Consider the following 14,517-nt stretch of genomic DNA (forward strand, 5'->3'; position numbering starts at 1 on the left):
ATTAACTATGAAAATTTACAAAGTCAGGTGTCCAGTTATACTTGACCAGAATAAAGTTTATAATTTGTGTCTATCTGGTACTTTCTAATAATTAGAAATCTAACAACCTATTAACTATTTTAATTTTCATTCATTAAATTTTATCAATTTACTTTCACTGCTCTATCAAACTTAAGTCGAATTAAATATTTTTACTTTCTTCAAACATATTATGTAATTTTTTCATTTCAAAAATTAAAACGATAAAACTTTTAAGTCCTCATTATTTTAATCATTAGCTAAGTATTAAAATTCAATTAATTATTAATCTTAATTCGTTTACATATTATTAGTTTAAATTAAAAATATATCCCTAATGATCTATTGGGATTAAGAAATCTATTTAATGAAAGTTATATTAAACAACGATAACTCTAGGTTTAACTAAATAGATTAAATAAATCGTTTGTCGAAAATTGTAAATTAAATCACATGTTTAACTTTAATTATTTAATCTATTTTATGTTTACTGTAGATAGATTTACCTCCAATCTTATTATTACCTAAACTGTTTTCATCTATACTATTTTCTTAAACCGTATCATCTAAGTTCTTATCTAACTCTTTATCCAAGTATTCATAAAAAGATTGAATTAAGATACTAATTATTAACGTTAACTATTAATAATTTTAGCTGACAATACTTATTAACCTTTATCTTTTACTAATAAATAAGCGCTTAAAATCACCAGTAATTTATAAAATGGCTTATATTAACGGTTTTGAGAGCAACAATAGAAAAATAATGGCTAAATTGGTTTGATTTATAAACAAAAACTAGAGTTATCACTGTCGTTCATTTTACTATTTATTTCTCTACAAGCCTTGGTATAACTAGATTTGTTAAAGTATTTTCTAAATAATATACGCTGTGTATTAAAATCTGAGATAAAAGCAAGGGAAATAGTCAAAGCAAGAAAATCTACGGGCGGAATTAATATTATTTAATCTGGTAACTTGATCGTTATTTTATTTTTTAATATTTACAAGCACCCTTTTTATTTTTATTAATAAGAAGTAAATTATCCCTTATATAATTTTTCGTTTTAATATTAGTACTCATTTTTATACCGAGATACATTAAATTAATTAATCTACTTTCAATTTATAACGTTAGTTAATTCTAATTTCATCTCACAATATCGTCTTGTTTTTTCTAGTAATTGCATTGCATGTGTATTGATTTCTTCATTACTTAAAGGCCATGGATACAGTTTAGCTGTGCCAGGAAAAATAACATATAAAATATCTTCATTCACTGTATCAATTTTTGTTTGAGGATTAGGTTTTATTACACCGAGTTTTTCTGCTAAATAAATTGAAACATCTCCTAATCTACTTTTAGGTAATGTTGTATCTGCAATAACAAACCCTGAAACAAGGCCAGTAAATGTATTCATGCTAATACCTAAGTCACCAATTTGGCCAAATGCTTCATTTGAAATTAAATTAGATGGTAATTTAATAAAAGGCATTTTTGTAGCATCAACATATTTACTTGGATCGTTAATATCAGTTACTTGCTTGTTTTCTAATTTAGTTTTTGAAATGAAGAAGCCTTTATATTTACCTGAGGTTTGCTGATAAGCTCGTGTTGAGTTGATTGGATCGATAACCAAACGCTCTGACCAATGATCAGAATTTGGATAACCGATATTAATTGGACAATCTAAACCTTTAGTGTTTGTTTTGTTTAAACAATCAATACCAATTTCATCAGGATGATATGCACGTTGAGAGCCCGATACAGAAATTTTAATATGTGAGGTAGCAAAAACATAAGCGGCATTATTAGTATGTTTTTGAAATGTAATACCTTGATTTTCCATCCAATATGAAAAACCACATTGTTCACCGGCACTAATAGAAGCTGATAGTATGCTAAATAAACCTATTATTATTAATTTATTTTTCATATCTATCTCCACTTTAAAGCACATTATTGTGATCAATTTTTATCAGACATAAGTAAAAGGTAGGTCAGATATAAAAAATAATCAAAGTAGAATTAAAAATGAATAACGACTAAGTACCCTATCATTTTATAAGATACGTGTTTGTTAAGATAAAAATAAGAGTTGATTAATAAAACAAAAATATAAGAAAGTTAGATAAAGAAATAATGTGCCTTTAATAATAAATAAAGGCACATTTATATTTGAAATTATTTAATCCCAGTCCCATTCATAATAAGCATCAACAGCTTGATATAATCCACTTGATGCTTCTACATAAAAACGTTTAAATAATTCATAACGAATAGCAAAAATAGTAAAGGAATCAAATACACCTACGCCATAACTGACTTCAACACCTGGTGCGATAGTACCTTTAAGACCAACGGATTGCTCATCCCCCTGCCCGCTCGAATCCAAAGATAAATCTTCAATGCCTAATTTATCTCCGATATTATTTAACATGCCATCAGTTTGACCCGCACTTAAACTGATTAATAGTGAAGCCAATTGTCCATTACTACCATCACTTGACTCAATTGATTGACCTGTTGTTATATAAGATAAGGCATTTTGCTGAGACATTGATGGATCAGAAAATATAACTAATTTTAATTCATCAGGTGTTCCGGTTACCCGAACGCCGGCAGTTACATTATCTTCTACACTAGTCGTATCTCGTATTGCTTCAATATTAAGATAGGGAGCACCTGGCTCACCTTGAAAAATAACACGACTATTTTGTAGTACTAAATCTTGCCCTAACGCTTGATATTTTCCTTCGGAAAAACTTAACTCGCCATTCACGGTGAGATCTTTTACAGGAGTCTGACGTACCAATAAATTACCGAGTACATAAGTGTCTAAGCCAATTGCTTTTAATCGTAACGCTTCACCTAATCCTACTTTCAGATCAATATTAATAGGTAGGTTATCAGTATCTGTAATCTCCTCTGAATCTACGACGACAATATCATTCGATACAGTAACGGCACCTGGTGCTAATTCTTTAATAGTGATGTTTCCGCGATCAACTTCAACGGTACCTACAATACTTAATACATCATTAAATAAAATATCAATATCTGGCGTTAGGTATATTTCCATTGTCGTGTAATCATCGATCTTCATCTGTTCTGCTTTTAAATTTACATCGGCAGTAAATTTATCTGACCAATCTAAACCACCTGTAATATCTACTCGCCCATTTTCTTGTGCTGTCGATTTTGGTGGTTCATTTATATTAGCGATATGCTCTGCAATATTGACAGTGCTAATTGCTGTATTTTTTAGTTTTACAATTCGACCAAGTATCGATCTTTCTCTTTTAACTCGTTCCCTTTTGTTGGTAAAGAAATAACCTTTTATTGTCGCCTTATTCTTATTAATATCAAGATGAGTATTCAGTTCAGATATTTTGACTGGCGAGCTAGGAGATCTAACATAAGCATCGGCAATTAATACCTGTCCATCAATTACCGGCTTATCAATTAAACCGCTGATCGATAAATCAGTTTGCAGATTACCAGATAATTGTTCAACATCAGGTATTAACATTGAAAAGTTAGCAAACTCAGGAATAATTAATTTTACGTTAGAGGTGATGCTTGGTTGTTCTTGATATGGATTGATATAACCATCAATATCGGCATCAATAATCCCTTCTGAAAATGCTTTTAATGAAAAATTAGCTCTTTTTTGATCTGCTTTTAATTCAACATGCAAAGTTTCTACAGGATAACGTATTGATTCTTGCTCAGCACCTTCAGCCAAAATGTTCATTGCTATCGACTTACCATCAATAATCACATTAATATCTGGCTTGTTAGCATTTTTCCACTGCATATCAATATCAGCTTGCAAAGCCCCTTCTAAAGATAGTTCAGGAGGGAAAAAAGGTTTCAATGCATTAAGGACAAAATTATCAATACTCAGTTCGATATCGCCATTTTGTTCACTTGCATTCAGTTTTTTGACACAAAGATCACCGTTTTTAGCATTAGTTGTATTGGTTATTAACCAACAATGCTCTGTCAAATTAACTGATTCCCCTTGCATTGATACTGTAAAAGGTTCGGCTAATCTTAAAATATTATCATCAACTTTAATTAAACCGTTATTTAATGCAGCCTCCCAACTTTTAAGCGCTTGAGTAAATTCAACTTCTAATTCACTGCTTCCCATTTTACTATTTACAGCTAAGTCAATATCATGCTGCACAGAGCTTTTAGAGATATTTTTCGGTGCGACAACGACAGTCACATCATCTATTTTTTGATCTGAAACTCGTAAATTTGTTGCTGCGACATTGAGTGTGGCAACCGGCAAATCCCCTAATATTGTTTTGCCATTAACATTAAGTGACTCTACCTTATCATTGAGGTACTGCAGTTCAGTAGCGTTTAGCTCAGAAGTGATTTCAAGTTTTTCGAGACTACCTTCAACAAGCACTTTCCCTTTAATGCTACCCATGCTGTTTACGACAATCTTACTTAAATCTTGAATGTCTAAGTCTAATATCAAATCACTTTTATCTGCGACTTTACCATTAGCTTTTATAGTATTCTGTCCATTGAGAATATTTAAGTTGTCTATATTTAATCCATTCTTTTCATCACCTTTGACCTTCCCTGTAATAGAAAGAGGTCGAGTTAAGAACGAACCATTTAAATCTATCGTCGGTAATTCAAATGCCCAAGCTGGTTGATTGTTATCATTTAAAGGAATGCTGACTGATTGTTCAATATGTCCGCTTAACTCTGCTGGATATTCTTCACTTAACTCTTGAAAATTAAGGCCATTAATAGACAAATCACCTAACCATTTAATATTGTTAGCCCAGCCTAAATTACCTTTTAAAGTTATATCGCCCTCTAATGTTTTGACAATAAGTTGTTTTAGGTCTAGAGAGGTTAAGTTTCCTTGTCCGGATAAGTCGATTTCACCATTAGGTAAATCAGGCAATGCATAATCTGATTTTACAAGCAGCTGATAATTACTTAAATCACCATTACTTGATACTAAACCATTCTTAATCGTTATTTCTGGTGTTCCTTTTAAAGGCCAGTTAAATTCTTGCCATGAAACGTTAAGCTTATGAGGTAAATTTTTACTGTAAAGGTCGACCTTATTAGTAAGTGATGCATTAATTAAGTTAGATAATTCGATGTTTGTTTCTAATTGCCCTAAATCACCTTTACTAGACAGCTGTATTTTCTGTCCTTTTAACATAGATGCAGGCGTTAATTGTTTAACATCTTTTACTTCAATATTGGCATTTAAATCCATTGCATAGCGTTTACTAAGATCTATTTTTCCATCAAGATCAACATTCGCTTCTGGTACATCTAATACAAATTGTTGAATATCAATCGCTGAGCCAAAATAAGTAAAATCAGTCTCTAATTGGTTGATAGTAGTAAGTGCTTTTTCATCCTGTATTAAGTTAAAGTTACTAAGCTTAATACTTTTAGCAGTCAGGTTGAAAGGTAAAACTACTTCAGGTAGAGCACCGTCAGTTAAAATCGCAGGGAGTTCTTCGGGTATTTTTGTTGAACTATTACTCGTTGCAGCTACTTCAGAACCTTCTTCTGCATCTGGTAATGTAACTGTTAACCCATCAATAGCGGTATCGACAGTGATATCATTGTCAATGCCATCGAATTTCAAAAATAAGCTTTTTAAATCAATCTCTAAGCCAGCAACTTTTACATTCGTATCTTTTATGTCCAATGCTTTAATGTGAATTGGAAGTGGAAAAGTTAAAACAAAAGGTTGGTCACTATCAGTTTCTTCTTCAACTTCAGCTTCTTCACTTTCCGGAATATTAATTGTTGCACTGTCCACTTTTAACGTATTGACACAAAACTCTTTTAGTAAACAATTCCAATCAAAATCATAGCTAACATTATTTAGTTCAACTAACATTTCATCTTGCTGCCAGCGAATCTGCTCAAAAGAGGGAGCATATAGTAAACTCCCTTCTGTTAGAGTAATATTTAAATTGGGTTCAATCTTATGCAGGGTTTTAAATACCAGCGAGTTACCTATATTAGTATTGATTAACCAAACCAAAAGTACCAATACAAAAAGTGTAAAAAACAAACAATATTTAAGTGTTTTAGCAGAATAATGTAACCACTTCTTCATAATTCAGGCCCAATCATAAAATGTATTTTATATGCGTCATCGGTATCAGTAAGCGGTTTGGCAACATAAAAACGAATAGGCCCAACAGGGGAAGCCCATACAACACCGGCTCCAGCACTCATTGATAACTCATCAGAGTTGAATTTATCAGTTGCAGTTCCCGCATCTGAGAAGACTGCAAATTTCCAACTCTCTGCAATTGGAAAACGATATTCGAAACTTGCGGTTGCAAGGTATTTACCTCCCACTAAATAATCTTGAGAGTCTCTTGGTGCTATTTCCTCGAAACCAAAGCCACGTATACTTTGGTCACCACCAGTAAAGAAACGCATCGAAGAAGGAACATTATAAATTGAGTCTGCAAAGATGCCCCCTGCTTCAGCGGAAACGACAAATTGATGGCCACTATAAGTTCTAATCCATTTTGTTTGACCGTAAACTTTAATCACATCATCAGTAGATAACATACTGTCTTCTGCAAACTCAAAATAGAAAAGCTGTTTATCACCCCAGTCAATATTAATACCACCACGACTACGAGTTCGACTAAAACTAATACCTGGTAATATCAATGCTGTGGAGAAAGTTTGCTGTCCTTGCACCCCAGATTCATTATCGTAACGAATATATAAGGTGCGTAACCAATCATTATCTAAACGTTTATGTTTATTAAAACCAACCACATACTGTTTAGTGTCAGTATCATTTTGATCCAACATTTTATAACCAGCTTGAATAGAAAAGTAGTTATAGAGGGGATCTTCTAATGGAATTTTATAGGTTAAGGTCGCTTCTTGTTTAGGTACTGAACCGGTAATGTTTGCTTCTATCGAATGACCGTATTGATTTATCCAAGGTCTAGACCAGCGAAATTTACCACGTAACCCTTCATCCGTACTATATCCAAAACCTGCATTGAATGAATCTTCTGGTCGCATAAAGGTATACACATGTAGAGGAATATTATTATCTACTTGCTCATCAATATTCGGTAAGATTGTGATGCTTTTGAAGTAACCGGTTTGATTTAAATCTTGGTTAAATTCATTAAGCACGCTGGTATCAAAAGGTTCATTTTCTTCGAAGTTTTTTAAGGATCTTATGAATTTTTCAGCAGGGGTTTGTTCGTCAAAAATTAACTGTCCAAAGTTATAACGCACACCACTATCAAACCATAGATACACAGAAGCTGTATTTTGCTTTTGTTGTACTTCTACTGAAGACTTTAAAAATTTAGAGTCAAAATAACCATAGCGTTGCGCTAAACTTTTAAATTGTGATTTAGTCGATTCATAAACACCATGATCCAACGGATCACCTTCCTGCATTGGAAAATTATCTAAAAAGCGTTTGTAATTTCTATCATTGACTGCATCGCCAGTTAATTGTACATCAACTGTTTTTAAGGTTGTTTGCGGTCCTAAATTCACATCTAACGTAACGACTTGATCATCTATTTCTCCACTAACTGTTCCATATATTTCAGATTGATAGTAACCTAGTGCAATTAAACTTTGCTGGCTTGTGACGATAACTTCATTAATAAAAGATTGATTATCAGCATCGTCTGGTTCAGACAGAGACTGTAAAAAAACATTTATATTCGCAATAGCTTGTTCATTCTCAGTACCTTCAACTTCATAACTTATATCTGCATAAAGGTTGAATGACAAACAACTTAATAAGTAAAATGGGTAAATTTTTTTCATTTAATATCTATTTGACTGTGTTAAAAACTGGCTAGTACGAAAACTCTCAGCCGTTATTGGTTCTCCAATATAAAACCCTTGGAATTGTTGACAACCTTTCTCTGTTAAAAATTTAAATTGTTGTTCTGTTTCTATACCTTCTGCGACCACGGTTAACTCTAAGGAGTGCGCCATATCAATAATGGAAGTCACAATAATTTTTTGATTCTTTTCTTCTAATACATCTTTAATAAAAAATTGATCAATCTTTAATACGTTTACAGGCAGTTTACTTAAATAAGAGAAAGAAGAATACCCTGTACCAAAATCATCGATAGCAATACTGAAACCCATGCCACGTAATATTACGAGCTTGTTAATGCTCAACTCAATATCTTTAAGAACCACACTTTCTGTTATTTCAAGCTCTATTAATTTAGCGTCAATACCGGTTTCGCTCAATTGTTGCTTGATATTGGGAATAAAGTTTATATCCATTAGTTGTTTTGGACTAATATTGATTGATAAATGCTTAAAAGAATACGGCAGTCCCTGATTAACCCACCTAGCTAATTCATCGAATGCTTCACGTATAACCCAATTACCTAACGGAATAATTAAGTCTGTTGATTCTGCGACTGGAATAAAATCTGAAGGATTACTCCAACCTAAGTCACCTCTATACCAGCGAGATAACGCTTCTGCAGCAACTAATTTGCCGTCTGAGTCAACGCGAGCTTGGAAGAATAATTTAAACTCTCTATTTTCCAATGCCTTACGAATATCATTTTGTAAAAAATGTTCTTTATGAATTTTTTCTTCTAAAGTTGTAGTAAAGAAGGTAACACAATTTACTTGGCTTTCCTGAGCCGTTTTCATAGCAATTGCTGATTGACGTAATATATCCTCTGGTGTTGTATCTTCAAGGTGAAATAAAGTTACCCCGAAACAAAAAGGGAGAATCGTCTCATTATTTTGAATTTTAAAAGGTTGTGTGAGGAGCTTTTGTAACTCATCGATATATTGTTTGGTAGCATGTTTAGCATAAGACTTATTGATACTTAAGTCTGGTAGAACGATGGCAAATTCACAACCTTGAATATGCGCAATAAAATCAGCAATAGATTTATGTTTTGTAAGTCTTTCAGCGATTGCGGCTAATAGTTTATCGCCTTCACTATGCCCTTCTAACTCATTAACAATATGAAACTGACAACTAGACATGAAGATAACCGAGCCATACATTTCAGCGTTATGAATACGCGCCCTTTCTTTTTTGATACGAGAAATAAGCTGTTGTCTGTTGGGTAAATTAGTTATTTTATGCAAAGTATCTAAGTACTGAATTTTATGATTCATATTCTTATAAGAAGTTAAATCAATAATAGTACCCACCATACGTAAAGGATTACCATTTTTATCCCATGAAATAGCTTGGCCTCGACTCAGGATCCATTTGTACTCTCCATTAAAAGCAAGAATACGTTGTACGCTTTCAAAATAAGGTTTACGACCGTTAAAATGCGCCGCTAATTCTTGATGTAACTCATAAACATCATCGGGGTGAATTCTGCTTTCCCATTCCATAACATCATTATCGAACTGATAATCTTGATCGAAACCTAAAATCTCTTTCCAACGGTTTGAATAAAAGATCTTATCGTTGGTGATATCCCAGTCCCATACACCATTTTGAGAACCATTAATGGCATAAACCCAACGCTCTTCATCGGCGGCCAGTTTATCCATATTGATATTCATAGCGTCAAATATTTCATTTAAATGACATTGCAATTTACCTACTTCACCTAAACCATTTAAGCTTACTTTTCCATTTGTGTCTGATTCTTTAAGCGATCCTACGACCTTGTTAAGTGGAGAAATAATCAGTTTATAATTGATAAAAGCAAGTAATAAAATGCTGATCAGCAGAATAATAGATGACTTAACAAGTCGCATTTGTGTTTCTTGGCTCAATACACGATAAGCATTCGCCAAAGAGTAGCGAATAAAAATAACACCATTATATTTACGATTAAGACTATTCCCTTTAGAAATCATTTGTAATGGTGCATAAACAACTAATTCTTGAATATTCTGTTGATACATCACCAGCATTTTGTTGCCATTTATCACTTGAGATAAATATTGACCGTCATACTGAGCTAATTGCAACTTAGCAAACATAAAGCGTTCACGAAAATTGTTGCTCAGTACTATTTGTTGATTTTCATCGATAATCGCAATGGTTTTTATATTTTCATCTAATGCGGCAGTAGAAATATCTGCTTGTGCTTGTGATTTCTCTAAACGCATTAAAGCATTAGACAAACTTGTTTGTAATTGTCCTGCAATGCCTTTTACATGTTGTTCTGACTGAGTATAGAGAGTTTTTTGAGACTGAATATATTCAAAATAAAGGACTACGCTTTGAAATAAAATGAATATAATAGATACAATGATAGGAATAATGATATTTAAAGAAAGCCCTCGCAGTTTATTCATATATAGCCCGTTCTAAAATACGTGGTGAAATTAAAGTATCGAAATCGGTTTGTATTTGGCTTAGCATCCTCTTTTCTATCATAAACCTACTTAGTTTACTCGCTAAATACTCAAGATTAGATGGTTGGCCTGACAAACGCATTAACGAATTTTTAGCGGTAATGAATTGGGTATTCGTTAAGGCATTTTCAAAAAGATGAGGATAAAGCTGTAAGCGAACAGCAATGGTTGCTCGTGCCTCTTCTTTGTTCTTTTGATAAAAAAGATGCGCTCTATAATATTGTCTTACAAAATTGACAACATCATCTTCACGCTCGTTAAATGTTTTACCGCTAACGATTAACACATTAACGATAGGATCTCTTAATATAGTTGAGTTAATAATTTCATGCGCACCGAGGGCTAATAGCTCCTGTTTAATCGGCTCTTTGACGATTAAGGCATCAACTTTACCACTCAAATAAGCATGCTTAGCTTCGTTTTGCTTAACTTCAAGTAGCTCTACTGTTTGGTTATTTAATGATGATAGGGTAAATGCCTCATCCAATAATAAAGCACCGGCTGATTTGTTTTCATAACCAATCGTTTTAAATTTAAGTTCTGATAAGTGATTAATTTTTTGTTTTGAAAGTAATGCATCACCACCTTTAGAGCTATCAATCACTGATACGATTTTAAGGTCGATTCCTAATGCAACTAAAGTGAGTACTTCATCTAAAGATAAAAAGGCGATGTCTAACTTACCGGTTTGGAAGGCTTGGATAACACTGGTTGAGGAAGTGAGTTCTAATAAAGTAAATTGCTGCTCATCAAAGTAGCCTAATTGTTTGGCTAAAAAAGCAAACTCAAAAGTCGGCCATGGGGCTGCACCAATATTAATAGGCTTTTCATATGGCTTACAACTAACAACGCTTGCTACGACACAAGATATCGCAAGCCATTTGATCAGATTAATCATATTAGGTTCATTTTCAAAAAATAACAGATGTTAAAAGATAGTTAATTTTACAGGTAAACAAATAAAAAAACAGCATGGGGAGTTATGCATGCTGTTTTTTTGAACTAAGTAGGCAAAAACCAGTCATTATTTTTATAAAATTTGACTATTTTCCAATGCTTTAATACGTTCTTCTAAGGGTGGATGAGACATAAACAAGTTATTTTTCTTTTTACCTTTTATCCCAAAAGCCATTAAACTCCCTTCAAGCTGAGGATCTGCACCTGCTTGCAATCTTCTCAAAGCAGCAATCATTTTAGCTTTACCTACTAAAGAAGCCGAACCATAATCAGCACTAAACTCTCTTTGTCGAGAATAGTACATCACGATCAAACTCGCTAACACACCAAACAGCATTTCTAATACAAAGACGATGATATAATATGAAAAACTGCGCCCTGAATTATTGCCATTACCATTACGCATTGCATTATCGATAAACCCACCAATAACTCGAGCAAGGAAAATAACAAAAGTATTCACCACACCTTGGATTAAGGTTAGTGTCACCATATCACCGTTTGCAACATGGCTAATTTCATGTGCTAATACAGCTTCTGCTTCATCTCGGGTCATGTGATTTAATAAACCACTGCTTACCGCAACCAACGCATCATTTTTTTTCATCCCTGTTGCAAAGGCATTGATGTCATTGGCTTGGTAGATTGCTACCTCTGGCGTTTTAATATTGGCTTGTTTAGCTTGTTGAGCAACCGTATCAACTAGCCATTGCTCCGTTGCATTTTGTGGATGTGTAATAACAACGGCACCAGTACTTCTTTTTGCTAACCATTTAGACATCGCTAACGATATAAAGGAGCCACCAAATCCAAATACAGTAGCCAAAATCAATAAGCCTCCGATACTCCTAGAATTTGTGCCGGTTGCTGAAAAAACAATACTCAATACAACACTTAGTACCAATATTACCGCCAAGTTGGTTAATAAAAATAATCCAATACGTTTCATCATTACCTCAAAAATTGAAATTAATATGAATCAAGAATATGACTTTTAGTTGATTATGCAAGAAATATTTATAAACCTATCTATGCGCATTTGCACCCTGATCAAACACCCGTTACAATCGACGCACTTTTTATTATTTAAGGAATGTAAACATGGCATTAGCACAAGCTCGTCATATCTTAGTAAGCTCTGAAGAAAAATGTATCGAACTAAAAAATGAAATTCAAGCAGGTGGTGATTTCGCATCTGCAGCTAAACAACACTCTTCTTGCCCATCTGGTGCACAAGGTGGTGATTTAGGTGAATTTGGTCCTGGTATGATGGTTCCTGAATTTGATAAAGTTGTATTCAGTGCACCTGTTGGTGAAGTTCAAGGCCCAGTAAAAACACAATTTGGTTACCACTTATTAGAAGTAACTAAACGCGAAGGTTAATATTTAAACTTTCGATGTTAATAAAAAACCGCTTTAATAGCGGTTTTTTTATATCAAATTTTAAATAAGCAATGATTAGCCTGCATTTTGAAACGAAATCCACTCATGCGGTTTCGACTCTAAACAAGGAGTTAATTTATCTATTGTTACTTTGATTAATTGGAACTGTTTAAAGCTTTTATTATTAGGAAAAGCATGCTCTTCGTCAAATAACATACATAAACAGAAATTATCCTGTTGCTCTAACACCATATATTTAGCTGATTGCCCCTCTGTGGTTGTTAATACCGCGAGTTCTGCATTAGCAAATTGCATTTGCTGCACTGGCGATTCTTGGAATAACCAGCTCTTAGGCATAATAGGCTTATGAAAAACATCAATCGCTAATAAATGCAAAATTATCTTACAACGAAGTGACTCTTCAAAATGACCCAAAGATTCACTTTCGAATAATGTAATGTAGCGTGTCACATCATCAACGGTAAAAGATAAGCTTTGACTTTCAGTAAGACGTAACATGTTTGATGCATAAACAATGGCAAAGGAGTCATCACGCGTTACGACAGATAGTTTGCCTAAATCATGATTATATACCCATTGCCAATCAGCTTTCGGTGTAAACTCCATTAAACACTCCTTACTAATATTCGTATTAAATATGATTAACAATCTCTTTAACTAAAGGTGGGCCTTGGTAAATAAAGCCTGAATAGATTTGTACCAAGCTCGCACCAGCTTCTATTTTTTCTTTAGCAGCAACAACACTATCGATACCACCTACCCCTATGATTGGAATTTCTCCATTAAGTTGTGCTGCAAACTTAGCAATAACCACAGTGCTTTTACTTTGTACTGGACGGCCACTTAACCCACCTGCTTCTGACGCGTGGGACATGCCTTTAACCATTTCACGGTCCAATGTTGTATTAGCAGCAATAAGCCCATCTATCTTGTATTTCAATAATGATTTTGCAATAGACTTAATTTCTTCATCACTTAAATCTGGTGCGACTTTCAATGCTAATGGCACATATTTATCGTGCTTTTTAGCTAATGCAGATTGGCGTTCTTTTAAAGAAGATAGTAAGTCGTCTAATGCTTCACCGTATTGCAATGAACGTAATCCAGGCGTGTTAGGCGATGAAATATTAACTGCGATGTAACCTGCATGCGGGTACACTTTATCCATACAAGTAATATAATCATCTTTGCCTTGTTCTACAGGTGTGTGGATATTTTTACCAATATTAATACCAATAACACCTTTAAAATTACTGTTTCTTACATTTTCAATAAGGTTTTCCACCCCTTCATTGTTAAAACCCATTCGGTTAATAATGCCTTCGCCTTCTAATACTCTGAAAATGCGTGGTGATGGATTACCAGGTTGTGCGACAGGTGTAACAGTACCTACTTCAATATGACCGAACCCCATAGCACCAAAAGCATCAATACACTCTGCATTTTTATCTAAACCAGCGGCTAGACCAAGTGAATTAGGAAAGGTTAGTCCCATTACTTGTACTGGGCGCTGCTGTACTTTTTGACGATACAAAAGATCCAAAACAGTACCATGTGTCATTTTAAGCTGTTTTATTGATAGATCGTGCGCTTTTTCTGGGTTTAAAGAGAACAAGAAACTACGCATAATTCGATATAACATATGTGAACCTTTTTATTTATGGGGTTATTGCAAAATTTTTTATATTGTATATAAAAAGTGGAAAAATCAATACTCAAAAAACTCAAAAACTAATAAAAATCAACAATTACTTAGTCTT

At 33.6% G+C, this 14,517-nt stretch carries 9 protein-coding genes; 1 reads left to right on the forward strand and 8 read right to left on the reverse strand.

The features are described from left to right. Positions 1–1,139 precede the first annotated feature (1,139 nt). The 6 genes from V6256_RS09430 to htpX all read right to left on the reverse strand — a co-directional run bounded on the left by V6256_RS09430 (position 1,140) and on the right by htpX (position 12,302). Positions 1,140–1,955 carry a hypothetical protein gene (locus V6256_RS09430; RefSeq protein WP_341597962.1) on the reverse strand — a complete coding sequence of 272 codons (816 nt, stop codon included), beginning with the start codon at positions 1,953–1,955 and terminating at the stop codon, positions 1,140–1,142. 252 nt (positions 1,956–2,207) lie between these two features. After that, the gene (locus V6256_RS09435) at positions 2,208–6,143 is read right to left on the reverse strand and encodes a translocation/assembly module TamB domain-containing protein (protein WP_341597963.1); all 3,936 of its coding nucleotides are present in this window, start codon (positions 6,141–6,143) and stop codon (positions 2,208–2,210) included. Next, positions 6,140–7,852, reverse strand: coding sequence for an autotransporter assembly complex protein TamA (locus V6256_RS09440; RefSeq protein ID WP_341597964.1), 1,713 nt, complete (start codon positions 7,850–7,852; stop codon positions 6,140–6,142). The genes V6256_RS09435 and V6256_RS09440 overlap by 4 nt, the downstream gene beginning before the upstream one ends. Next, positions 7,853–10,336, reverse strand: a complete 2,484-nt coding sequence (locus V6256_RS09445; RefSeq protein WP_341597965.1) for a putative bifunctional diguanylate cyclase/phosphodiesterase — start codon at positions 10,334–10,336, stop codon at positions 7,853–7,855. It lies immediately after the preceding gene. Further along, complete coding sequence (locus V6256_RS09450; RefSeq protein ID WP_341597966.1) at positions 10,329–11,294, reverse strand: ABC transporter substrate-binding protein; 966 nt, start codon at positions 11,292–11,294, stop codon at positions 10,329–10,331. Before V6256_RS09450 ends, V6256_RS09445 begins: the two co-directional genes overlap by 8 nt. A gap of 132 nt (positions 11,295–11,426) precedes the next feature. Then, positions 11,427–12,302: a protease HtpX gene (htpX, locus tag V6256_RS09455; protein WP_341597996.1), complete on the reverse strand. Its 876-nt coding sequence runs from the start codon at positions 12,300–12,302 to the stop codon at positions 11,427–11,429. 152 nt (positions 12,303–12,454) lie between these two features. Here htpX and V6256_RS09460 point away from each other — a divergent pair, with 152 nt between their 5' ends. Continuing rightward, the gene (locus V6256_RS09460) at positions 12,455–12,736 is read left to right on the forward strand and encodes a peptidylprolyl isomerase (RefSeq protein WP_341597967.1); all 282 of its coding nucleotides are present in this window, start codon (positions 12,455–12,457) and stop codon (positions 12,734–12,736) included. Positions 12,737–12,811: 75 nt separating this feature from the next. On the opposite strand, the gene V6256_RS09465 is transcribed toward V6256_RS09460, so the two are convergent. Beyond that, complete coding sequence (locus V6256_RS09465) at positions 12,812–13,363, reverse strand: cell division protein ZapC domain-containing protein (protein ID WP_341597968.1); 552 nt, start codon at positions 13,361–13,363, stop codon at positions 12,812–12,814. A gap of 25 nt (positions 13,364–13,388) precedes the next feature. Next, on the reverse strand, positions 13,389–14,399 hold the full coding sequence (gene pyrD, locus V6256_RS09470) for a quinone-dependent dihydroorotate dehydrogenase (protein WP_341597969.1): 1,011 nt from the start codon (positions 14,397–14,399) through the stop codon (positions 13,389–13,391). Positions 14,400–14,517: the final 118 nt, after the last annotated feature.

This window comes from Psychromonas aquatilis, from assembly GCF_038155185.1.
In the GTDB taxonomy this organism is placed as follows: domain Bacteria; phylum Pseudomonadota; class Gammaproteobacteria; order Enterobacterales; family Psychromonadaceae; genus Psychromonas; species Psychromonas aquatilis.